Source organism: Paenibacillus sp. AK002 (assembly GCF_053903045.1).
This window is the reverse complement of sequence record NZ_CP096377.1, coordinates 5037027-5059969: the sequence shown is the minus strand read 5'-3', so window position 1 is coordinate 5059969 and position 22943 is coordinate 5037027. Positions and strand designations below refer to the sequence as shown.

25 protein-coding genes and 1 other RNA gene are annotated in these 22943 nt (G+C 51.9%); 16 read left to right on the top strand and 10 right to left on the bottom strand.

Annotated elements, in window-relative coordinates; all coding sequences use genetic code 11:
• Positions 1-7 precede the first annotated feature (7 nt).
• Positions 8-829 carry a YitT family protein gene (locus tag M1D70_RS22595; protein WP_009594844.1) on the bottom strand — a complete coding sequence of 274 codons (822 nt, stop codon included), beginning with the start codon at positions 827-829 and terminating at the stop codon, positions 8-10.
• A gap of 286 nt (positions 830-1115) precedes the next feature.
• On the opposite strand from M1D70_RS22595, the gene M1D70_RS22590 reads away from it, so the two are divergent.
• Positions 1116-2717, top strand: a complete 1602-nt coding sequence (locus tag M1D70_RS22590) for a DEAD/DEAH box helicase (RefSeq protein ID WP_009594830.1) — start codon at positions 1116-1118, stop codon at positions 2715-2717.
• A 193-nt stretch (positions 2718-2910) separates the two neighbouring features.
• Here M1D70_RS22590 and M1D70_RS22585 read toward each other — a convergent pair whose 3' ends face one another.
• Entirely contained in the window at positions 2911-3015 is a 105-nt protein-coding gene (locus M1D70_RS22585) for a YjcZ family sporulation protein (RefSeq protein WP_207797483.1), read from the bottom strand.
• Between the two features lie 188 nt (positions 3016-3203).
• Between M1D70_RS22585 and M1D70_RS22580 the strand changes: the two genes are divergently transcribed.
• The 3 genes from M1D70_RS22580 to M1D70_RS22570 all read left to right on the top strand — a co-directional run bounded on the left by M1D70_RS22580 (position 3204) and on the right by M1D70_RS22570 (position 4782).
• Entirely contained in the window at positions 3204-4007 is an 804-nt protein-coding gene (locus tag M1D70_RS22580; protein ID WP_015736695.1) for a YesL family protein, read from the top strand.
• A gap of 45 nt (positions 4008-4052) precedes the next feature.
• Positions 4053-4244: non-coding RNA, 6S RNA (gene ssrS, locus M1D70_RS22575), on the top strand.
• A 145-nt stretch (positions 4245-4389) separates the two neighbouring features.
• Positions 4390-4782 (top strand): DUF1499 domain-containing protein, encoded by a 393-nt coding sequence (locus M1D70_RS22570; RefSeq protein ID WP_006211699.1) that lies wholly within the window; start codon positions 4390-4392, stop codon positions 4780-4782.
• A 72-nt stretch (positions 4783-4854) separates the two neighbouring features.
• Here M1D70_RS22570 and tpx read toward each other — a convergent pair whose 3' ends face one another.
• Positions 4855-5373 carry a thiol peroxidase gene (gene tpx, locus M1D70_RS22565; RefSeq protein WP_009594784.1) on the bottom strand — a complete coding sequence of 173 codons (519 nt, stop codon included), beginning with the start codon at positions 5371-5373 and terminating at the stop codon, positions 4855-4857.
• Between the two features lie 122 nt (positions 5374-5495).
• On the opposite strand from tpx, the gene M1D70_RS22560 reads away from it, so the two are divergent.
• A complete protein-coding gene (locus M1D70_RS22560; RefSeq protein WP_009594817.1) occupies positions 5496-6110 on the top strand; it encodes a rhomboid family intramembrane serine protease in 615 nt (204 codons plus the stop codon).
• A gap of 91 nt (positions 6111-6201) precedes the next feature.
• Entirely contained in the window at positions 6202-7122 is a 921-nt protein-coding gene (locus M1D70_RS22555) for a LysR family transcriptional regulator (protein ID WP_009594790.1), read from the top strand.
• A 140-nt stretch (positions 7123-7262) separates the two neighbouring features.
• Here M1D70_RS22555 and M1D70_RS22550 read toward each other — a convergent pair whose 3' ends face one another.
• Both M1D70_RS22550 and M1D70_RS22545 read right to left on the bottom strand, forming a co-directional pair.
• Positions 7263-7943: a zinc metallopeptidase gene (locus M1D70_RS22550; protein WP_009594846.1), complete on the bottom strand. Its 681-nt coding sequence runs from the start codon at positions 7941-7943 to the stop codon at positions 7263-7265.
• A 43-nt stretch (positions 7944-7986) separates the two neighbouring features.
• Positions 7987-8436, bottom strand: coding sequence for a MerR family transcriptional regulator (locus M1D70_RS22545; RefSeq protein ID WP_009594823.1), 450 nt, complete (start codon positions 8434-8436; stop codon positions 7987-7989).
• 316 nt (positions 8437-8752) lie between these two features.
• On the opposite strand from M1D70_RS22545, the gene M1D70_RS22540 reads away from it, so the two are divergent.
• The 3 genes from M1D70_RS22540 to M1D70_RS22530 are packed head-to-tail and all read left to right on the top strand — an operon-like array spanning position 8753 to position 12055.
• Complete coding sequence (locus M1D70_RS22540; protein WP_433940926.1) at positions 8753-10192, top strand: ammonium transporter; 1440 nt, start codon at positions 8753-8755, stop codon at positions 10190-10192.
• Between the two features lie 46 nt (positions 10193-10238).
• Entirely contained in the window at positions 10239-11318 is a 1080-nt protein-coding gene (locus tag M1D70_RS22535; RefSeq protein WP_456288010.1) for a DUF294 nucleotidyltransferase-like domain-containing protein, read from the top strand.
• Positions 11315-12055, top strand: a complete 741-nt coding sequence (locus tag M1D70_RS22530; protein ID WP_009594792.1) for a 3'-5' exonuclease — start codon at positions 11315-11317, stop codon at positions 12053-12055. The genes M1D70_RS22535 and M1D70_RS22530 overlap by 4 nt, the downstream gene beginning before the upstream one ends.
• A gap of 36 nt (positions 12056-12091) precedes the next feature.
• On the opposite strand, the gene M1D70_RS22525 is transcribed toward M1D70_RS22530, so the two are convergent.
• Entirely contained in the window at positions 12092-12625 is a 534-nt protein-coding gene (locus M1D70_RS22525; RefSeq protein WP_456288009.1) for a M67 family metallopeptidase, read from the bottom strand.
• Positions 12626-13118: 493 nt separating this feature from the next.
• Between M1D70_RS22525 and M1D70_RS22520 the strand changes: the two genes are divergently transcribed.
• The gene (locus M1D70_RS22520; protein WP_009594850.1) at positions 13119-13670 is read left to right on the top strand and encodes a TlpA family protein disulfide reductase; all 552 of its coding nucleotides are present in this window, start codon (positions 13119-13121) and stop codon (positions 13668-13670) included.
• A 92-nt stretch (positions 13671-13762) separates the two neighbouring features.
• Here the strand turns inward: M1D70_RS22520 and cimA are convergent, their stop codons facing one another.
• Positions 13763-15379 carry a citramalate synthase gene (cimA, locus tag M1D70_RS22515; RefSeq protein ID WP_456288008.1) on the bottom strand — a complete coding sequence of 539 codons (1617 nt, stop codon included), beginning with the start codon at positions 15377-15379 and terminating at the stop codon, positions 13763-13765.
• Between the two features lie 351 nt (positions 15380-15730).
• Here cimA and M1D70_RS22510 point away from each other — a divergent pair, with 351 nt between their 5' ends.
• From M1D70_RS22510 to M1D70_RS22500, 3 genes are all read left to right on the top strand, one after another.
• On the top strand, positions 15731-17053 hold the full coding sequence (locus tag M1D70_RS22510; RefSeq protein ID WP_009594849.1) for a DNA polymerase IV: 1323 nt from the start codon (positions 15731-15733) through the stop codon (positions 17051-17053).
• Between the two features lie 189 nt (positions 17054-17242).
• A complete protein-coding gene (locus M1D70_RS22505; protein WP_009594795.1) occupies positions 17243-17482 on the top strand; it encodes a ferredoxin in 240 nt (79 codons plus the stop codon).
• A 167-nt stretch (positions 17483-17649) separates the two neighbouring features.
• Positions 17650-19056, top strand: coding sequence for a L,D-transpeptidase (locus tag M1D70_RS22500; RefSeq protein ID WP_456288007.1), 1407 nt, complete (start codon positions 17650-17652; stop codon positions 19054-19056).
• Here M1D70_RS22500 and M1D70_RS22495 read toward each other — a convergent pair.
• Positions 19053-19190 (bottom strand): hypothetical protein, encoded by a 138-nt coding sequence (locus M1D70_RS22495; RefSeq protein ID WP_015736685.1) that lies wholly within the window; start codon positions 19188-19190, stop codon positions 19053-19055. The genes M1D70_RS22500 and M1D70_RS22495 overlap by 4 nt on opposite strands.
• A 195-nt stretch (positions 19191-19385) precedes the next feature.
• On the opposite strand from M1D70_RS22495, the gene M1D70_RS22490 reads away from it, so the two are divergent.
• Genes M1D70_RS22490 through M1D70_RS22480 form a run of 3 tightly spaced genes read left to right on the top strand, consistent with a single transcriptional unit; the run spans position 19386 to position 21751 of the window.
• Entirely contained in the window at positions 19386-20480 is a 1095-nt protein-coding gene (locus tag M1D70_RS22490; protein ID WP_175320810.1) for a quinone-dependent dihydroorotate dehydrogenase, read from the top strand.
• A 25-nt stretch (positions 20481-20505) separates the two neighbouring features.
• Complete coding sequence (locus tag M1D70_RS22485; RefSeq protein WP_433940919.1) at positions 20506-21318, top strand: GTP pyrophosphokinase; 813 nt, start codon at positions 20506-20508, stop codon at positions 21316-21318.
• Positions 21308-21751: a DUF309 domain-containing protein gene (locus M1D70_RS22480; RefSeq protein WP_456290484.1), complete on the top strand. Its 444-nt coding sequence runs from the start codon at positions 21308-21310 to the stop codon at positions 21749-21751. Before M1D70_RS22485 ends, M1D70_RS22480 begins: the two co-directional genes overlap by 11 nt.
• 153 nt (positions 21752-21904) lie before the next feature.
• Here the strand turns inward: M1D70_RS22480 and M1D70_RS22475 are convergent, their stop codons facing one another.
• Together M1D70_RS22475 and M1D70_RS22470 are read right to left on the bottom strand one after the other, a co-directional pair.
• Positions 21905-22360 carry a PCYCGC motif-containing (lipo)protein gene (locus M1D70_RS22475; RefSeq protein ID WP_009594847.1) on the bottom strand — a complete coding sequence of 152 codons (456 nt, stop codon included), beginning with the start codon at positions 22358-22360 and terminating at the stop codon, positions 21905-21907.
• Entirely contained in the window at positions 22357-22884 is a 528-nt protein-coding gene (locus M1D70_RS22470; protein WP_009594843.1) for a thioredoxin family protein, read from the bottom strand. Before M1D70_RS22470 ends, M1D70_RS22475 begins: the two co-directional genes overlap by 4 nt.
• Positions 22885-22943 lie beyond the last annotated feature (59 nt).

Below are 22943 nucleotides of genomic sequence, written 5' to 3'. Positions count from 1 at the left end.
TAAATATTTAGTTCTTGCGGAATTGCCCCATGACGGCCGTCGTTTCCACGATATTGACGAAAGCCTCGGGATCGGTTTCCGTAATGATTTGTTTCAGCTCAGCCAGCTCGTATCGCGTCGTGACGGTCATGAGCATATCCTTCTCTTTATGGCTGAAAGCTCCCTGGGTTTTGATCTTGGTTATGCCGCGGGGGCGCTTGAGCAGCTTCTCCAGCAAGGCCTCCGTCCGGTTCGTGACGATAAAGACGGTCACCTTGATGTGGCTGATGTGAAGCATGTCCACCATTTTACCGGCAACATAGATGGAGGCCATGGAAGCGAGCGCCAGGTTCCAATCCTGCTCCAGATAAGCCACCGCCATGATGACGATGGCGTTCAGCGTCACCAGTACGCTGCCGACTGGGAAGTCCCGATGTTTCGTGACCAGGGAGCCGATGATATCGAAGCCCCCGGTTGAACCGCCGACCCGAAAGGAGAGGCCGGTGCCGAACCCGACAAGCACGCCGCCGAAAACCGAGGACAGCAGCACATCGGTTGCAACATGATTCACCGGGATGAGCTCAAGAAACAAGGTTGTGACGATAACCGAGAGGATGCTGAGACCGACGAACCTTTTGCCCAGCTTGAACCAGCCGGTGATCAGGATCGGAATGTTGAGCACAAAATACATAATGCTGATATTAAGCGGCGTGAAATAACCGATCACGAGGGCCACGCCGGATACGCCGCCGCTGAGCAGATGATGAGGAATCAGAAACAAATTGAATCCGGCGGCGATAATCATGCCCCCGAATACGATCGAGAAATAGGTCCATAGACGCTTCAACATAGGAATCACCTCCCGGTTATTATGACTTCTTTAAGCTTGCTGGTATTCCAGAAATGTTTTGTGATATAATGTATTGGATATTCTTGAGTAGTCCGTTACATTGATAACTTTGCAAGCTTATCAGGATGATTATACATTAACCAGTCACCATACTGGTGATAAGAGAAATATACCGGTTCACCTCGTGCAGAAAATCCTGCTGGCCGGGAAAGCCTATAAACGTTACCACTACTTAAGAATACAGAGAAGAAAGTGGAAGTCCACAGATAGAAGGAGTATGAACCTATTGAAAAATTTCGCAGATTTTGGCTTGGAGCCGCGCGTGCTGCAAGCAATCACTGAGCTTGGCTTTGAGGAAGCCACACCGATTCAATCCCAATCGATTCCGATTGCTCTAACCGGCAAGGATATGATTGGACAAGCACAGACTGGTACAGGTAAGACAGCAGCATTCGGCCTACCTCTTATCCACAAAATCGCCAAGGAAGAGGAGCGTATCGTCGCCCTCATTATGACACCGACCCGTGAACTTGCCATTCAGGTTGCTGAAGAAATCGGCAAGCTGTCCCGTTTTAAAGGAATCCGTTCCTTGGCTATTTACGGTGGACAGGATATCGGGCGTCAAATCCGCGCTTTGAAAAGAAAGCCTCAGATTATTATCGGTACACCGGGTCGATTACTTGACCACATCAACAGAAAAACCATCCGTCTTGATGACGTACAAACCGTTGTATTGGACGAAGCGGATGAAATGCTGGACATGGGCTTCATGGAAGACATCCAGTCGATCCTTAAGCTTGTTCCTGAAGAACGTCAAACCTTGCTGTTCTCCGCAACTATGCCCGCTAACATTCAGAAGTTGGCATCCCAGTTCCTAAAGGAACCTGAGCATGTATCCGTTATTCCTAAGCACGTTAGTGCTCCACTGATCGACCAAGCATATATCGAAGTTCCTGAACGTCAAAAATTCGAAGCCTTGAGCCGCCTTCTGGATATGGAGTCGCCTGAGCTTGCGATTGTTTTCGGACGTACCAAGCGCCGCGTCGACGAATTGGCAGAAGCCCTGCAAAAACGCGGATATTCGGCAGATGGCCTCCATGGCGACCTGTCCCAGCACCAACGCGATACCGTCATGCGTAAATTCCGCGACGGCAGCATCGATGTTCTCGTGGCGACAGACGTGGCAGCGCGGGGTCTCGACGTATCCGGCGTTACCCATGTCGTAAACTTCGACTTGCCGCAAGATCCGGAAAGCTATGTACACCGTATTGGACGTACGGGCCGTGCGGGCAAGGAAGGTACAGCCTGGTCCTTCGTGACGCCGCGTGAAATGGATCATCTGTATTTCATCGAGCGTGTGACGCGCCACCGTATTCCGCGCAAGCCGCTGCCAACGATTGCCGAAGCGATCGAAGGTAAACAGCGCATCATCGCTGAGCGCGTGCTTGAAATCATTGAGCAAGGGGAATTGACCGAGTACAAAGGTCTTGCCATTCAATTGCTGGAGCAGTACGATTCCGTACAATTGCTTGCAGCTGCAATGAAAATCCTGACAGGCGACAAGAAGGAAGCTTCCGATATTCACCTTACCCCTGAGGATCCGATCCGCGCCAAACGCCGGAAGCCGGATATCCGTAATGGCCGCAAGCCTAGCGGCGGTTATGGGGGACGCGGCAACAGCGGCGGATATCGCCGTGACGGAGGAAGCGGCGGCGGCGGTAACCGTGGCGGCTACTCCAAAGGCGGATACAACCGTGACGGCGGTGGTGGTTACAACCGTGATCGCGATGGCGGTGGTTACAACCGTGACCGCAACAACAGCGGTGACCGCAAACCGCGTTCCTATAGCGGCGGAGAGCGTCGTCCTAACCGGAGCGGGGACGAATAATAACGGCTAACTTCCCTTACCGGAAGTAACTTGCCGAAAAACCAAAAGACGAAGCAGCAGCCCACGCCAAGTGGAGCCGCGCTTCGTCTTTTGTTCATGGTTAAAGAGGATGCACCCTGAGTGCATCCCCATTAACCGCGCAGTTTAAACCCACGATCAGCCTATCTGTTTCACGATAATGACTAAAGAGACATTAGATATAGAATGTGCTGAGAATAATTACAAGCAGAATGAACAGAACCAGGACAATACCGACGTTATTTCCGTAGCCGTAACCTCCGCCACCTTCACAAGACATACATAATCCCTCCTCTTTAAATTTGGAAATTCAAGCTTGTTGAATGGATTACGTGATATCGTATGGGGAAACAGGGCCATTGGATTGGATATACACCCAGGATCGTATAAATTAGGCTCTGGCAATGCATGTACAAAATAAGGTATATTAATAGATACATGCATGATTTGAGTGAGGAGGAAACGGATTTGGAAATGAAAGGAGCCATGGGTGGCTTATATAAGCTCACCGAGTGGATTACCCGTATTGCTTTTTCGAACATCTTGTGGGTTATTTGTACATCGCCTTTCCTGTTTATCGTTCTAACCAAATTCCTAATGGCCGTTCAGACGCCGGAAGCGCATAACGAGCAGCTGCTGTCGAACTGGATCCTGGGAATATTATCACCGTTTGTTCTATTTCCGGCTACGGCGGCTTTATTTACCGTTGTTCGGAAATGGGTAATGGGCAACCCGGACGTGTCCGTGTTCAAAACGTTCTTTAAGGGCTATAAGGAAAATTACAAGCAGAGCATGATCGGCGGTATTTTTTATACGCTGCTGTTCGTGATTATGTACGTGGATTACACGGTTTATATGACGCAGCTCGATGGTTTCCAGCTTGTCGGCATCGTGATGCTGGTGCTGCTCATTGTACTGTTTGTCTCCCTGTTTAATTTCTTCTCCATGACCGTTCATTATGAGATGAAAACGACTCAGCTCCTAAAAAATGCGGTGCTGCTGACTCTGATTCGTCCGTTCCGCGTATTTTCGACTTTGATCGGAAGCGCTGTCTTGGCGTATATCGGCACGCAAATGCCGGTGCTCTTCGTGTTCTTCCTGTTCTGCCTGATGGCCTTGTTCGCGTTCTTTAACTTCTATGCGACCTTTACCAAAATGCAGGAGCAGCAGGAAAAAATGAAGAAGGCCGAGGAAGAGGAGTCGGAAACCGAGCAAGCTCTTCTGGAAAGCATGGATTCTGCCAAAAAGGGAGAGAACGGATCGAAACCTTAAATAACGAGAGGTTTACTTTTCCGGCAAAACCCCCTATAATAAGACTACATCCTGCGATGTTCGTTTCGGTTTTCCGTTGTTTTGAACCAATGACGATGTCTAGGGAGATCTATACGTAATCGTGGCTGAAATGCCCTGTCTATATGACAAGGGGAATTCATAAGCGGTTCTGCGGTCACCCACCTGCTATAGCAGGTTCGAAGACAATGTTTACCGGACGGCATAGGCGGGTTTCGTCAAGCCAATGAATGGGCACCTCTTTTATTTCGAATTCGAAGTGAAAGAGGTGCCTTTTTGCTGTATATAAAGGTTTGCTGAAAGCATAAACAATGTTAAACTAGAGTATGGAAAGGAACGGTCATTTATAAAGGAGGAACGGTCTTTGTCATTAAAACGAGTTCTAATCGGTATCGTGCGCAGCTATGACGGCACAAGCGACCGTGCTAAAGATCCCAAGCTGAAGACGCGTTATTACAATCTTTCAAAAGAAAAGTGTTTTGAAGAGGTTTCCTCGACACTGAAAAAAATTCCGGGTTACAAAGTTCTGCATGAGGTAAAATCCGTGGGAGAAATCACGTTAGAGAAAAGAACCTCCTTTGGACGTACACTGGACATTACCGTATCCGTGCTCGGCATCAGTCCGGTTCGCAGCGCAGTTGATATGTATTCGGCATCCCGCGGTTCCCTTGGGGATCTGGGGGCGAACTATCGGGTCATCTTGAACCTGTACGCTGTACTGGACAAAAAACTGAGCAAGTATAAAGTGGATGCTTAGTAGAATAAGAAAAAGCGGGAGAGCTGCTCTCCCGCTTTTTAAAAGTGTGCCGCATATGTAGCCTTCGGCGTGTTAACGCAGAGATTTCACGGCATCGATGGCAGCTTCGTAATTCGGGTGCTCCGTCATTTCGCCAAGGTATTCTACGTAGGTGATGGTATCGTTAGCATCCACGACGAAGATCGAACGCATGTCGAGCTGAAACTCCTTGATGAGCACGCCATACGCTTCACCGAAAGAACGCGATTTATAGTCGGACAGCGTAATGACCCGGTCAACGCCTGCAGCTCCGCACCAGCGGGCCTGGGCGAACGGAAGGTCGGCACTGATTGTAAGGATCACGACATCGTCGCCAAGTCCGGCGGCCTCTTCGTTGAAACGGCGCGTCTGTGCGTCGCATACCCCGGTGTCGAGGGAAGGAACGACGCTGATCAGCTTGATTTTACCTGCATAATCTTTAAGAGATACGTCTTCGAGCAGGTTCTTGCTCACGGTAAAATCCGGCGCGGCATCACCAGCCTTGAGCTGTGGTCCGATGAGTGTAATAGGATTGCCCTTGAAAGTGGCAGCTCCTGAACGTTCTTGAGCCATGAGAAATCTCCTCCTTGGATATCAAAGTTTGGTGATCAGGTTCATGGTACATTATAATCTTTTTAAAAAGGGAATGTCCACTAAAGGGCACCCCTGGCCTGGTTTAGGATGAGGAGGATGCTATGATATTCGTACGTTATGAGAATTGGAAAAGTTATTTGCGTTATTATCCCGTTACATCGCTGCTGCTTGTGATCAACCTGGTGATGTTTGTGATTACATCCTTTGACGGCGGTTCGAGAAATCCGATGACGCTGCTGAAATATGGAGCTTTGTCGGATTTGCCGCAGTTCGTCGACCAGGCATGGAGATACTTTACGGCGATGTTCCTCCATAACGGATTTGACCATTTGTTGTTCAACAGCTTCGCACTGCTGGTATTTGTTCCTCCGCTGGAGAGAATCATGGGGAGCTGGAAATTTGCCATTCTGTATCTGCTCAGCGGTGTTCTCGGTAATGTAATCGGATTGGCTTATTATGAGCGCATGGAGGACTATACCTTCCTTGTAGGCGCCTCAGGAGCCATATACGGAGCTTATGGCGCTTATCTGTACATCGCCTTGTTCCAGCGGCATGTCATAGATGAGTCGTCCCGCAAGACGCTGTTCACCCTGCTTATATTAGGGATCTTGTTCTCTTTTACCCCAGGGGTCAGCCTTGTAGCCCATGTCGGCGGATTGGTAGGCGGATTTTTCCTCTACGGTCTCATGATTCGATTATTCAAACGTCGAACATAATCGGACCTAAGAGGGTCTGTTATAATAGAATTGGATGATTTGGATAAAGTCTTCAAGTCTTCTAGGGAATAAGAATGGAGCGATAAAAGGCGTGGAATTACGACAGTTGCAATACTTTGTAAAGGTTGCGCAAAAGGAACACGTTACCCAAGCGGCAGAAGAGCTTCATGTGGCTCAGTCGGCCGTCAGCCGTCAAATACATCAGTTGGAAGAAGAACTGGGTGTTAATTTGTTCATGCAAAAGGGCCGGAATCTGCAGTTAACCCCGGTAGGCCAGCTTTTTTGCAAACGGGTGGAGAGCATTATGAAGGATTTGGACCGTGCGGTCGTCGAGATACATGAATTCCTGGACCCGGAGCAGGGGGAGATCCGCATCGGTTTCCCTCACAGCCTGGGCATACATTTGATTCCGTCCATCGTGGCTGAATTTCGGAAGAAGTACCCGAACGTGAAGTTCCGGTTTAAGCAGGGCATGTTCCCGACTTTGATCCGGGACGTCGTCGGGGCTGAAGTGGATTTGGCGTTTGTGTCTCCGTTTCCGGATCGCCACGATCAAGTGGACGGAGATATCGTGTTGACAGAGGAGCTGTTTGCGATCCTGCCGCCGAATCACCCGCTTGCGGGGGAGCAGTCCATCAAGTTGGAGCAATTGAAGGAGGAGCGCTTTGTGCTGTTCAGCAAGGGCTACTCCTTGCGCCCGATTGTATGGCATGCCTGCCTGGAAGCCGGGTTCACGCCGAAAATTGCTTTTGAAGGCGAGGAGACGGATACGATCCGCGGGCTGGTTGCTGCCGGCATGGGGGTCAGCCTGCTACCTGAAATGGCGCTGTTCCAGACGAATCCGCTTCAGCCGGCACGCGTCCGAATCTCGGAGCCGAAGGTAACGCGTTCCATCGGTCTGATTCACCGCGCGGACGAGAAGCTGCCACCGGTTGCGCAAGCCTTCCGTGCGTTTTTGCTTCAATATTTTGGCATTGATCCGTCGCCGAAAAAGGAAGAGAAAGCGGAATGACGCTTCTCTTCTCCTAATAGTCAAGCTTCATGAATTCAAGCTGGACATCATCAAGTGATTATAAAAAAGAGGGCTTTCCGTCTCCGCCAATCAAGGTAGAGAGGAAAGCCCTTTATTGTTGTTCTACATGTCAAACGGGTTTATTCCCGGTTGCTCGTAAAGATCATGATGTAACGGATCAGCTCGAGCAGCGAGATCAAAGCTGCAGCGACGTAGGTCAGGGCCGCAGCGTTCAATACCTTAGCGACTCCGCGTTCTTCGTCATTGGCAATATAGCCTTCTTGAACCATCAGCTGACGGGCACGGTTGCTTGCGTTAAACTCGACCGGCAACGTGACAAGCTGGAAGGCAACGGCGCAAGAGAAGAAGATAATCCCGAGACCGACCAGGTTCATGGCTTGGAACAGGAATCCGGCAATCAAGAGAAACGGAGCGATACCGGATGCAAAGTTAACGACCGGGAACATCTTGTGACGGGCTACGAGCATCGGATAGTGCTCCGCATGCTGGATCGCATGGCCTACCTCGTGACAAGCGACGGAGACGGCCGAGATGGTACGTTCGTAATAAACAGGCTCCGACAACCGGACAACGCGTTTGGTCGGGTCATAATGGTCAGAGAGCGTGCCTGGCACCGGTTCAATCGGTACGTCATGGAGTCCGTTGGCATCCAGCATATGACGCGCTGCATCGTATCCGGTCATGCCGGTGCTGTTTTCAACCTTGGCCCATTTGTTGAACGTGCCTTTGACCCGGAACTGAGCCCAGAGAGAGAATATAAACGCAATAATAATGAGTATAAACATCCAGTCAGAATACATTTATCATACCCCCATACAAAGTTGTCAATTTGGTGTTGCATCATTACATCGAAGTGAACTGGTTCAGCAAAATTTGCAGCGACTCGATACAGGCAGCTCCCTTGGGAAGAATGTTAGCGAGCACCTCCCGTGCTTGACTGGGTTTTAATTCGCTAAGAAGCGGGTTGAGCTCCTTGACATCCCGTTCCAGCTGTTTCATCTGTATTTCGAGTTTGGTTAGCTTCTCCGTCATTTCGGAATCATCGGCAACCGACTTCCAGCGATCCAGTCTCTCCTTAATCTCATCGAGAGTATATTTCTCTTGCTTCAACTGATTAATACGTTCGAGAGTGCTTAAGGTTTCAGAACTGTACAGCCGGTAGTTTTTTAACGTCCGTTTTTCAGGGGAGATCAAACCCAGCTTCGTATAGTAGTCAATGGTTCTTTCGCTGATTCCGGCAGCCTTGGCCAGCTCACCGATCCGGAAGAGGTTTCCGCTCGTGATCCCCATCATTCATCACCTCGCAAGCCTTCATTGAATTGGACATTAATGAATGCATTTATATTTTCATTTTAATAGAAATATGATACATGATCTTCAACCATACAGTCAAACGTCATAGTTGTGACAAAAAACCTTGAAGCCTAGTTTATTCTTCACTGAGCATCATGTTCAACGATTTGCACTGTATGCACTTAATGTTAGATTATATTACATAAAGGAAGTTTTTTTTGAAAAAAACCGTTGCGGTTTTTTAATTGTCCCCCTATAATGACAATAAGAATTCAAGGTTATGTTATATTAGTTAACACAAAGGGGAGTGTAAAACATGAAAAAAAGATGGCTAGGTTTAATGGCGGGAGTAATCGCACTACTCGCATTCCCGGCGAGCGCGTTCGCCGCTGATGGGGGAGCCACGAACGTTGAATTAACGGCTGGTCTGAACTCCGTATTCGTATTCTTGGCAGCGCTGCTCGTATTTTTCATGCAAGCAGGGTTCGCTCTGCTGGAGGCCGGTTCGGTTCGCATGAAAAATGCGGGGCACGTTGCAGGCAAGACCTTTCTGACCTTCGGCATTTCGATCGTAGCCTTCTGGGCGCTAGGGTTTGGTCTAGCCTTCGGTAACGGCAACAGCTTCTTCGGATTTGAAGGCTTCTTCTTAAGCGGCGACAATGCAGCAGGCTCATTTGATTCCTTGTCCGCATACGATGTGCCGACGACCATCATGTTCCTGTTCCATCTGTCCTTTGCGGCCGTATCCTTGGCGATCGCTTGCGGCGGTATGGCAGAACGGGCAAAGCTGAGCGTTTATATCGTGTTTGGATTGCTGTTCACCATCGTGATTTACCCCATCGTTGCTCACTGGGTGTGGGGCGGCGGCTGGCTCGGCGCTCTGGGCATGCAGGACTTTGCCGGATCGACGGTCGTTCACTTGACAGGCGCAACAGCAGCACTGGTGGCTACGATTCTTCTGAAGCCTCGCCTTGGCAAATATAATAAAGACGGGAAGCCTAACAGCATACCGGGTCATAACCAAGTTTTATCCGTACTCGGCGTATTCATCATCTGGATCGGCTGGTTCGGGTTTAACCCGGGCAGCACCATCTCGGCACTTACAGACGGTTTCTTCGGTTTCGTGGCATTGAATACGAATATCGCAGCGGCGGCAGGCGCGCTGGCCGCATTGCTGATCTCTTGGGCGGTTCTTGGCAAAGCGGATATTCCTAGCATGCTGAACGGTATCCTCGCTGCATTCGTTGCCATCACAGGCGCTTGTGCTTTCGTGGAGCCTTGGGCGGCCGTCGTGATCGGTGCCGTAGCGGGTACGATTACGTTCTTTACGGCGCAATGGTTTGACCGCAAAGGTATCGATGATCCTGTATATGCATTCTCCGTACACGGCATTGCCGGTATGTGGGGTGCCGTGTCCACCGGATTGTTCGCGGCTCCTAGGCTTGTTGAAATCACGGGCGTAGGCAAGGAAGGATTGTTCTACGGCGGGGGCTTCGGCCAGCTCGGCGTTCAGCTTCTGGGTCTGATCGGCACGTTTGCATTCGTTCTGGTGATCTCGTTCATCATTCTGTATATCATGAAAGTTACGATGGGCATCCGCGTAACGGAGGAAGAGGAATTGATGGGTCTTGATATCAGTGAACATGGAACCTACGGATATCCGGAGCAAATGAAACTTTTGGTGGAATCCGAAGGGAAGTCTCCCGAGTTCCGTTCCGGAAGCAAAGCGGTTCCAGGAAGCGACGCGGCTTTATAAGCTCACAATTAATTGTTCATGAAATAAGTCAGAAGGAGGCCGCGGCATGAAACCTCTGAAATCCGTAAATCTGTTTCCGGCATTGTCGGAAATTCAGAAAGCAGCAACAGCCCAGCAATTACGAGATGAACGGATCGCTTGTCAGAACCATCTCATCGAGATGCGCAGTAACATGGAGCTGAGAGAGTGGATCGCATCCGTGAATACGATGCACGATCTGATTGGACAGCGTGCCGCGGCAATCTGTGAGCAGGACATGTGGGAGGCTGGCTTTGGCCGGCCTCCTGCGCGTTATGCTTTTGTTGCTTTTGGCAGCTGCGGAAGGCAGGAAGCTACGCTGTGGAGCGATCAAGACAACGGTTTGATCATTGGCGATGAGCTGGAAGAGGAGGCGCTCCCCTTCTTTCGGGAATTTGGGCTTCGGCTGGCGAATCTGTTGGAATATCTCGGGTACCCGAAATGCTCCGGAAAAGTGATGTGTTCCGAGCCATTATGGAGCAAGCGGCTTGGCGATTGGAAGAATCAGATCAGCGAATGGTGCGGAGACCGGCAGTGGGAACCGATACGAAACTTCATCATTGCTTCGGACCTGCGCCATATATCGGGCGATACCGAGCTCTCGGAGGCGTGGGTGGACCATTTCCGCAGCTCCGTCGAGCAGCATCCGGACATCGGCCATGCCGTGCTGCGGAACACGGTCAAGCATAAAGCAACGCTGAATGTCATGGGGCGAATCGTGACGGAGCGGTTTGGAGAGCATGCCGGCGAGTTTGACGTGAAGTATGGCGTTTATATTCCGCTGGTGAACAGCATACGCACCATGGCGCTGCAGCGGGGGATCATCGAAACCTCGACGCAAAAACGCATGGAGAAGGTGATGCTGCTTGAAGGCGGGAACCTGCTGCTGGAAAGCGTGCAGCGCGCTTTTTTGACGGCGCTTCGGCTGAGAAACGATACGCCCTTTCGGGTGGAGGACGGACTGATTACGAGCAGCGGGTATATCCCGCAGGAGCAGCTCAAGAACAAAACCATGCAGTACGAGCTTCGCGATACGCTTGGAGTGGTGAGACGGATACACCGGTCATTGCAGCGCGAGCATCGTTTTGCGGAGAGGAGAAGCCCATGACTGAACCGGGACAATCGAACGGCGGTTTCTGGAGATCGCTTCGTTCGGGTAACATCAATTCCGCCATCGCCTCCATGCGCGGTGCGCAGACAGCCCAGCAGTTGGCATTCATCCGATCCCAGATGAAGGATAACCGAAGGCCGGAGGTTCTGGGCACCCCGCTGGACGAGCTGGAGGTTGTCGTGTTCGATCTGGAGACGACCGGTTTCAACCACCAGCACGGCGATGAAATATTGTCTTTCGGTGCGATCCGGGTCATCGGTGAGCAGGTGATCGAGAATGAAACCTTTCATATGATCGTGAACAGCGGTGCCCCGGTGTCTCCATTCATTGCCGAGCTTACGGGTATCACGCAGCAAATGGTTGATGCAGCCCCGCCTTTAATGGAGGGGCTGCATGATTTCATGGCCTTTATTGGGGGGAGGGTGCTTGTTGCCCATGCGGCCGCGCATGACCGGGGATTCTTGAACGCAGCCTTGTGGAAGACCTCCAAGGTTCGATTAACGCATCGGCTGCTCGATACGATGATGCTCGCGCAGAGGTTATATCCCGAACAGAAGGATTACAGTCTGGATGAGCTGCTGCGAAGCAGCGGCATTCCGGTGGAGGGAAGGCACCATGCTCTGTCCGATGCGCGCATGACCGCCCGGCTGTGGGCGGATTACATGAAGGACATTCAGGCGCGCGACCAGGCTACCACGCTAGGAGATTTATACGTCTATCTAAGCGAGGGGTAGCATTGGGAGTGGAGATTGGTGGTGTCCGCCAGTTCGTCATTCCTTTAGGATCGCGAACGGGATCGGGGCAAGAGAATAAAATGCCCTTCCCTGAAGCGACCAGGAGCTTGGCGCCAGCTGGCTGAAGGATTCGCGTTCTTCCTCACTCCGGATAATTTTGTAGGCATGGAGCTGCAATGCGTTTAAGCCGGAGGCGCCGGGAACTGCAGGAGAAGCAATAGCATACACCCGGAGCAACCCGCCGAAGGATTGGAGCTGAAGCAGATCCTCGCCCGAGGGGTCAGGCATGGTATGCGGGTGACTGTGAAACAAACCGACGATGCCTTTTTCAGCCAATACCAAGCGAGTCCACTGAACGGGGTCCAGATGAAAAGAATGCAGCGGAAATTCCGCTGTATTTTTTACGGGAATATATTGCGTAACGGTGATTGACCGGCTTGCTTCATCGGCATGTCCGATAAGGACGCCGCAAGCTTCCTCCGGCAAACGATGATGCATATGGTCCGACATATGCTCTTTGACGGCCTCGCGCAGCAGAAGCCGCTCCAGGGACGCGTGAGACGGGTTCATGTATAATCCTCCTGGATCATATAATTGGTCTGATCTTATGATGGTGTCGATCGCGTGTTTGAAAGATCAGGGTTTCAGGGTACAATAGGGACTATAAGTGCGTGTTCAAAAAGGTCGATTTTCAGCACCGAAGCTAATGCTTCCGATGTGCGTTTTTTCAAAACGCTTCAGTTGGATAAAGCTAGGGAGTGAGGAGCGGAGCTACACGTTTTCGCAGAAAACGCCTTCGAAAGCATCTGCTGTTTTGGGTACGTGAGCACCGGAAGGCCCGGCTGAATTCAAGATTCGATGCTGAGCTGCTTCCTGATTCGCTTCGTGTTAGATATAGAATTTATGAGTTATCAGTGGAACTGATGAAATTCTATATCGCAAGAAAACCTACCTATGCATCGCGGTCGCTCATCCTTGAAGTGGCCTCGATAGAGGTTTTCTTATCAAAAGCGGACTTTTTGAACAACCTCTATAACTAAGTTTAGCAAAGGAACCTATACCTATGAAACGTAATATCATCATTATCGTCCTGCTTCTGGTCGCGGCAGGCGCTGTTGTCTATAATCAAGCCGGCGACGATATCCAGGCCGTCTTCATGCAGGAGAAGCCGCTTCCGACGGAGACGGGGGCCAAAGCCGGCCTACTTGCCCCGACCTTTACCTTGAAGGGGATGGACGATAAGTCCTATTCCGGCGGCGGAGCCCGCGATAAAGCAATGCTTGTCAATTTCTGGGCATCCTGGTGCGAGCCGTGCAAGCAGGAGGCACCGGAGCTCGACAAGTTGGCTGCAGAGTATGCAAGTGAGCTCGAAATCTACGGCGTGAACGTGTCCAAGTATGACAATGCGAAGAAAGCGCGTCAATTTGTTCAGGATTTTAACCTTCAATACCCGATCCTTCTCGATACGAAAGGAGAAGTGTTCGAGGAGCTGTATAAAGGGCAGGTTTTCCCGACGAACGTGCTGATCGATCGTAACGGCGTGATTCAGGAAATCATTCTGGGCGCTCCCGATCCCAAGGATCTTCGTAAAAAGGTGGCCAAGCTGTTAAATTAATCGTTTGCTTAGCCAGCTGACAAAACCAAAAAAAAAGCGCGGCCGCCATGTCTTGAACATGGTGGATACGCGCTTTTTATATTGGACATAACCTAATGATTTACCAAGCCTTGCCTTGCCGCAGACTCATGCACCTGCTCCGGGGAAATCTGGCCTAGCAGCGCATAACGCATACTGTCCACCAGCGCTTCCCAGCTGGCCTCGATGACATTGCTGGATACCCCTACGGTGTTCCAAGCATTCTCGAAGTTCTTGGATTCGATCAGCACCCGGACCTTGGCTGCCGTTGCATCCTTGTCATCCAGCACACGCACCTTATAGTCGGCAAGATGCATTTCCTTGAGCGTCGGGAAGTATTGGACCAGCGCTTTACGCAGCGCATTATCGAGCGCATTGACCGGACCGTTGCCTTCCGCAGCAGTATAGATGCTCTCGCCGGCGACGTTGACTTTGACGAAGGCCTCGGAGACGACCGGCTGTCCGGCCGACTTCTCGACCAGCATCTTGAAGGACTCGAAGGTAAACAGCTCCTTGAGCTCTCCGTTCGCTTCCCGAAGAAGCAGCTCCAGGGAAGCGTCTGCGCCCTCGAATTGATACCCTTCATGCTCGAGATCCTTGATTTTTCCGATAATATGCTTGGATTGCTCGCTTGCGGGATCAAAGTCAAGCCCCATGTCCTGCGCCTTTGATACGATATTGCTCTGCCCCGCGAGCTCGGAGACCAGCACGCGCTGTTTGTTTCCGACCTTCTCCGGTTCGATATGCTCGTACGTTCTGGAATCGCGCAGGATCGCGGAAACGTGGATGCCTCCCTTATGGGCGAAGGCGGCGTTGCCGACATACGGCTGGTTAACCGGCATGTTAACGTTGGCGATTTCGCTGATATACCGTGCGGTATTCGTCAGCGTGCGGAGGTTGTCGTCACCGATGCACTCATACCCGAGCTTCAGCTGCAGATTCGGAATGATGGAGCATAGGTTGGCGTTCCCGCATCGTTCCCCGTATCCGTTCATCGTTCCCTGCACATGCCGGACACCGGCCTGCACGGCGCTCAGGGTGTTGGCAACGGCAAGCTCGCAGTCGTTGTGGGTATGAATGCCGAGCGGAGCGCCAGGCAATGGACCCGTCAGCGACGTGACAATGTCCGAAATCTCGTGCGGGAGACTGCCGCCGTTCGTATCGCACATGACAAGCCAGTCGGCGCCTGCTTCCCGTGCCTTGGACAATACGGCAACAGCATATTCCGGATTGTTCTTGTAACCGTCAAAAAAGTGCTCGGCATCAAAAATGACCTCGAGGCCTTTCCGCTTCAGGAAAGCGATGGAATCATAAATCATGGCCAAATTCTCTTCGAGTGTCGTTTGAAGCGCCGTATGGACGTGGAAGTCCCAAGACTTCCCGACCAAGGTGGCGGCAGAAACGCCGGATTCCAGAATGCGAAGCAGATTGGCATCCTGGTCGGCAATGGAACCTTTGCGCCGGGTGCTGCCAAAAGCGGTTACTTTTGAGGTTAAGCCGAGATCCTGGACTCTTTTGAAAAATTCGATGTCCTTGCTGTTGCTTCCCGGGATACCGCCTTCAATATAATGAACACCAAGAGCATCGAGCTTCTTGGCGATTTTGACCTTGTCGTCCGCTGACAAGCTGATTCCTTCGCCCTGGGTTCCGTCGCGAAGTGTCGTATCAAAGATGGAAATGGACTTAGACATGATGTCCTCCTTTGGGTGTCCGGGATTGGACCGCATTGTTTATAATTTTGTATTATAGCATTTCTTTGCGGGAAAGTAACAGAGTAAAACAAACTTTTCCCTCAAGGGGCCCATCCTTGACCCTTGCGAAGGGGGACGGTATGCTGGAGGCGTAAATCGGGGGCAGCCGTGCGTACATGATTCGCTTAGTGGACAAGATCATACAGGCATCGATCTCTAAAAACGGTATAATGGAAGAGGCACCATTGCCTCAAGTACCGTAACCGTCATTCAGACCGAACCCTAAATAATGGGGCGACCCTATTCCCTATAGATTATGAAGAACCGTACCGAAGAAAGAAGGAATTCTGCGTGGGACCAATCGACGATTATTATCCGGCCAGCGGCCGCGTTATCCTGCATGTGGATATGAATGCTTTTTACTGCTCCGTGCATGAGGCGGAGGAGCCGGAGCTCTATCGCGGCAAAGCCACGGCTGTCGCAGGCAGCATCGAGCTGCGCAAAGGCGTCATCGTCACCTGCTCCTACGCGGCGAGGTCGCTGGGGATCCGCACCGGCATGAACGTGAGGCAGGCGCTGCGAATCTACCCTGACCTGATGATCATCCAGCCGGATTTCCATCTGTACCGCAAGTATTCCAATGCGTTCATGAACATAGCTTATGCCTATACGCCGCTGCTGGAAGCGACTTCGATCGATGAATGTTACCTGGATATTACCGGCTCGAAGCAGTTCGGCACCCCTCTGGATATCGCTCGGGAAATCCAGGAGCGCATCCGCGAGGAGCTGTCGCTACCGTGCTCGGTCGGCATTGCTCCCAATAAATTGCTGGCCAAGATGGCCTCGGACATGAAAAAGCCCAACGGGCTGTCCGTGCTGCGAATTCGGGACGTCCCGCAAGTGCTTTGGAACAAACCCTGCGCGGAGCTGTTCGGCATCGGGAGCAAGACGGCCGACAAGCTGCGCAAGCTGAACATTCAGACCATCGGGCAGCTGGCTGCCGCCGACGAAAGCCTGCTGACCTCGACCTTTGGCGTGATGGGGTCATGGATGAAACGGGCGGCCAGCGGCATCGATCATGCTCCCGTCGTCGCGGAGCGGGAACAGAGCAAGTCCATCGGACACACGACCACGCTCCCGCAGGATGTTACCTCGGCTGAGGAGGCCAGAAGGGTGCTGCTGAACTTAAGCGATCAGGTAGCGCGCCGTCTCCGCAGGCAAGGTTTGGTGACCAGCGGCATTCAAATTACGCTGCGCACACCGGACATGAAGACGATCACCAGGTCGAGGCATCTTGCCATTCCGACGGAAAATACCGAGGACATCTACCGGGAAGCATGCGAGCTGTATAACCGGCATTGGAAGCAGGACAAGCCGCTCCGTCTGCTCGGCGTCACGCTGCAGCAGCTCACGGCGAAGGAGGAATCCGCCATTCAGCTGGACCTGTTCGACTACGAGAAGCAGCCCAAGAAAGAGTCGCTGACCCGGGTGATGGACGAGCTGCGCAATAAATTCGGCGAGAGCGCGGTACTGACCGCCGGCATGCTGGGCGATGACCCATCGTCCTTAATCCGCAATCATAAGCGGAGAGGTACATCTTTACAGATGGATTTTGCAAGGGAACTGGGGAACGATAATAAAAATGCCGATCGTCAGGACCGAGATCGCGATTAGACGTTTTTTTGTTCGTCACAGAACAGCTCATTGGCCTGCAAGTACAGCCGATTTTTGTCGGAAAATGTTAGGAAATTTATTTGTATTCCTAAAACAATTGTATTAATATATGTAGATGGTGGCGGCAGAACCGTCAGCTTATACTATGTTTATTGAGATGTTTATAGATATACAGGAGGAAGAGAGACTATGGCGAAGTTTACTTGGGTAGATAAAGATACCTGCATCGCATGCGGCGCATGCGGCGCAACGGCACCCGACATTTACGATTACGACGACGAAGGCCTGGCAGAAGTTATTTTCGACGGGGACAACAACCGCGGGGTAACGGAAATTCCGGAAGATATGCATGACGACATGCTGGATGCTTGCGACGGCTGTCCAACAGATTCAATTCGGATTGCAGACGAGCCGTTTAACGCAGAATAACAAATTCCGCTCGATCCCTGATATTCCATCTTGAACTTATACCGACGTCCTCTGCCCGACTAAGGCAGGGGGCGTTTTTTCATATCCGGGGACTCATACATAATCGGAGCGTTAATTCCGATATACAGGATAATAGAGGTAAAAATGTCATTATAGGAGGCTCTCGAATGAACAATTCGCTGTACCTCAAAAGATATGTGGAGACGCATCCTGATAATAAAATGGCCTGGTACCTGCTGGGCAAGGAGTATGAGCAGGCCGGCGAGCAGGGCAAGGCGAACTACTGCTACAACAAGGCCGAAGGGGTCTACGAAGCCTTTGAGCTGAGTCAGGTCCCGTCCGACATATGGAAAAATTACGAGCATCGCTTATTGGAGATGGAGAAGGACAAGGAGCGCAAGCGAAAGAGGACCCGGCGTTTGCTAGCGGCGCTGGTGCTTCTCCTGCTGGTTTTCCTTCCGCCCGCCCAGGCGCCGGGCTCCGCTACAGGGAATCTTGCGGAAGATTTGTTCCCGCCGCATGAGCCGGCGTCCGCCAATGCGCTTAACAAAGAGAAGCCGGATTCGCGCAAGGAACCGCTGTACACAGCCGTTCCTACCGGCCAAGGCAAGGATTCCGCGGGTGCACTGTCCTCATTGCTTCAGCATCCGCAGCAGCTGCCGAATTGGTCGGTTGCGCTGGGGATGAAGCGTTCGGGCAAATGGCTGCTGTGGAGCCGGGACATGGAACGGTTATACGGTCTGCATCGGAATGATCAAGGCGCGATCGCTATTCAGCCTTACGAGGGAGCAGCCGAAGAGTGCGATTGCGAGCCTGCGGACAGTTCGAGGCTTAAGCGGAGCGCGGGGCAGTGGGCCGATCTGCAGGTCGAGACGGCCGTTCTGCAGGAAGCGGCCAAACAGTATAAGGCTCGGCACGGCCGCCTGCCCAAAAGCTTGGATGAATTGACACAGCCGTATCCGAATAATTGGCTGTCCGGCCGCTCGAAAGCGATGGAGCAGATGTTCGAAACGTTAATGCAGCAGCAATCCCAAGGAGCTGGCGGTCAAGGGAAAGCGGGACAGCAGCCGGGGAACAGCACGGAGGAACCTGGATATTGGGGGACTTCGCCGAACGGAGACCCCTTTTTCGAACAGCCGCTTCAGGTCATCATTGACCGGAAACGGCATCGGCTGGCCGTCGTAAGCGGCGGCATCCTGCTGCGTAATTATGAGGTCGGGCTCGGCGGAGCCAAAACGCCGTTGGGTGATTTTCATATCAACGATAAGGTAGTCAATCCGAACGGAACCACGAAGGGTCCCTACGGCACGCGGGGAATGCAGCTTTCCGATACGCTGTACGCGATACACGGGACGCTGGACATGGACAGCATCGGCGCGAACGAATCCGAGGGCTGTATCCGTATGCTGACTGAGGATGTGGAGGAGCTGTTTGACTTGGTTCCGATGGGAACCGCCGTGAAAATAAGGGAAGGGGTCCTGCCCGAGGACCTGTGGACGCCGAAAGAGCGTTTTAAGCTCAAGCATACCCAGGGTCAGACCAACCCGGGCAAGGTGTATCACTGGCTGGATTAAGGCTGGGCGATCACAATCAGAACGATAATCAGGATAATCAGAAGAGCGATGCCGGAGCTGATCCATAGTATGGCCTTCTTATTAACCTCTTCTTTTTTTTGCTGCAAGGTCGGAGGCTTACGTTTGGCTGACATGTCTTTCCCCTCTTTCTCTCATGATCGTGAAATGATTTGTACAATCTTCCTTTATTGTAAGGGGTTTGTCCTAAAATTGCCATATCGCTTTCAAGCCGGGACGATCGCTCAGTTTATGCCGAAGAACTTTCTTTTTGAGGAAGAAACGGATAAACTGAAGGATAGAGAAATAACTGGATGAGAGGAAGAGTGGATGTGCTGTACCGCAACATAGGCAAACCTATATTTTTTAGACTGGATCCCGAAAAAGCCCACCACCTTGTGGTTGGCGGCCTTGGACGTGCCTCCGGCGTGGTCGGCGCAGACGCTGTCATGCGGGGGATGTATGGTGTGAACGAAACGCCGGATTTGGCAGTGGACCTGTTCGGGCTTCATTTCCCGACGCCGGTCGGACTTGCCGCCGGGTTGGACAAAAATGCTCACGCCGTCAAAGGCTTCTCCTCCATCGGCTTCGGATTTATGGAAGTAGGCACGGTAACCCCGAAGGGACAACCAGGCAATGAACAGCCGCGATTGTTCCGGCTTCCTCCGGATGAGGCGCTCATCAACCGGATGGGCTTCAATAACGAAGGGGCCGAGGCCATGGCCAAAAGGCTGTCCGCACTCAAGGAACGCCGCATTCCGGTTGCCGTCAACATCGGGAAGAACAAGGCAACGCCAAACGAGAAAGCCAACGATGATTATGAAGCTTGCATTCAAGCTTTATTTCCGTATGGCGACTTTTTTGTTGTCAACATCAGCTCGCCGAACACGCCGGATTTGCGCAGCCTTCAGCATGGAAGCGAATTGTCATCCCTGCTGGAAGCCGTGATGAACGAAATGTCGCGGCAGGCGAAGATCCATGGGGGCGAGAAGGCCGTTCTGGTGAAGATTGCGCCGGATGTGAGCGATGAGGAGCTGGAATTCATGGTGGATACGATCAGCGCTAGCGGCGTTTCCGGCATTATCGCCACGAATACGACGCTTTCGCGGGACGGCCTGACGCACAGCAACGCCAAGGAAACCGGAGGCCTGAGCGGCAAGCCGCTGCGGAACCGCTCGACGGAGATCGTGTCGCGAATCTACAAGCAAACCGGCGGTTCGCTTCCGATTATCGGTTCCGGTGGAATTTTTACGGCAAGGGATGCTTATGACAAAATACGGGCAGGCGCAAGCCTGGTGGAAATTTATACAGCACTTATCTATGAAGGGCCAGAGGTGAATCGCAAGCTTCATTCCGGTCTCCGGGAGCTGCTTGCACGGGATGGCTTCAGCCATATTTCCGAAGCCGTCGGCGCTAATCATCGGTAAAGGGGTAAAGACAGGAGGCAAGGCGATGGACGTTAGAGACTGGGGGACATTTTTGCTTCCGTATGAGCAGACCGTTGAGGAATTGAAGGTCAAATTCAAGACGATGCGTGCCGAACTGAAAAAAAGGGAGGAATACGCACCCATCGAATTCGTAACGGGTCGGGTCAAACGGATCTCGAGCATACTGGACAAGGCGAAACGCCTCAATGTGCCGATGGACCAGTTGGAAACCGGGATTGAGGATATCGCAGGCATTCGCATTATGTGTCAATTCGTGGAGGATATTCGGCGGGTGGCCGAATATATCCGGGCACGGAAAGACCTGACTGTGCTATATGAGAAGGATTACATTACCAATTTCAAAGAGAGCGGCTATCGGAGCTTTCATATGATCATTGAATATCCGGTGCAAACGGCTTTGGGACAAAAGAAGGTGCTTGCCGAAATTCAGATCCGCACGCTGGCCATGAATTTCTGGGCTACGATTGAGCATTCCCTTAGCTACAAGTACCGTGAAAGCCTGCCGGATGACATTCGGGCCCGCCTGAAGAAGGCCGGAGAAGCGGCCAATACGCTGGATACGGAAATGTCGAGCATCCGTGAGGATATTTTGGAGGCACAGCGGCAGTTCGAGGACGATTCCAATATTACGACGCAGGTGCTGAACGCGATACACAAGCTGTACTTTTTCCATCTGGTCAACGAGGCGATCGCATTCCAGAGCCGCTTTAATGCGATATGGCAGGCTCATGACATGGATGAGATGAAGGTGCTTCTGGACGAAGTGAAGGAGCTGCTGGCTGCAGCCAAGAAGAAAGTAAATGAAGATGAGCTATGAGCCGCTATATGTCGCTTACCTCGTCTATTTCAACCGGGACCGGGACTACTTCGAATGCCATGAGGTGTTGGAGGAGCTGTGGCTGGAACGGGATCGCGATCCCAGGTACAAGGGGCTGCTGCAAGTGGCAGTCGGGCTCTTTCACTTCCGGAACAACAACGTAAGAGGAGCATATAAGATGTTCACAAGCGCCGCCTCCCGGCTCGAAAGCTATCCCCGGGATGAACTCGGGATTTCGATGGGGAAGCTGGTGAGCGAGGTGCGGGACTACGCCAGGCAGCTGTTAACGTATGACGTTCATCCGTTTCCCTATAGGGATCTGACGATCGAAATTGGGGATACGGAGCTGAAGCGGGCGGTTTTGTTGGCATCGAATCGGATCAAGCCGAACATTCCGCAGCGGCGCAAGCCGGAGCGGGCACATGCCAAGTAGCGCCGAGAGAATAAGTAAAAAAGAGCTGCCCGTCTGTAGAAGGATCTACGTGTGGGCAGCTCTTATTTGTGATTTGCATTTATATGTCTTGGGGCCCCCCGCAAAGTAATTGGAATAAGCATCGAAGCATAGGCTCCACTTTGTGGGGCAATCTCAGGATTCGGTGCCTTTATATTTGTCATCGATGAACTGTTTGATTTCGTCAACGGATTTTCCTTCGTCATGGAGCCGTTTGGCATCCTGAAGCTCGGTCAGGCAGATGCCGCACTGGGCACCATGGTCCGTCCATTTGACTTCGCCGTCCTTGCTCTCGGCGATGAAGCAGCGGTGGAGGGAATCGTGATAGCCGGTCTCCTCGTCCATGCAGCCGCAGTAGCATTTGATTTCCTTGATAATGTCCTCAAGTTCTCCGACCGTGGCATAGGTTGCTTGCGTATTGTCGGTGTAATTGGACAGAAACTCCGGCATCACCGTCAGGCTGGCCGTTGTCTCGTATCGTTCGGAATCGGCGCCGTGCTGATGGCTGGCAGCGGATTCTTTGCCGCCGCATGCGGTCAGCAGCATGCCCGATATGACGAAGGTAAAGAGAATGGCGCGGGTGCGGTTCATTTCGTCACGCTCCCTTTGTATTTATCCAGGAATTGCTTGAAGTCGTCGATGGAGTAGCCTTCGCTGGAACCTTCCGGTTTCAAGCCGCCGACCATGCGTTCCTTCTCTACGCCGTTCTCGAAGTAAACGAGCGTCGGGGTGAACTCGATGTTGTATTCTCTCCAGCCCTCCTGATACTCGCGGAGATTGTACTGGTGCATCGTAATGCCGGCGTCATCGGCCAATGGCATCAATTCCGGGGTCGTCGCCCGGCAGTGCGGACAATCGGAAGCAAAGAAGTATACGAAGAAGTTCTCTTTGTTGTCGACCTTGCTCTTCAGCTGATCCGGCAAAACGATTTGCTGGTAATTCGGATCATTAAGGAGCTCCTGTGTAGCCGGGTTCAGGCTGGAGACCTTCTTGCCGCCGTATAAATCGCTTGCTTCTCCTTGACCGTTCAAGAAAACGAGTGCGGCAACCAACAGTACGAAGACTCCCCCGAAGGCGTATAACGCGGTGTATTTATTCTTTTTTTTGCGGTTCATGGATCCACCCCCTAATGAGTAATAATAAACAAGGACTTGTCCTTTTTAATGTAGTTTAT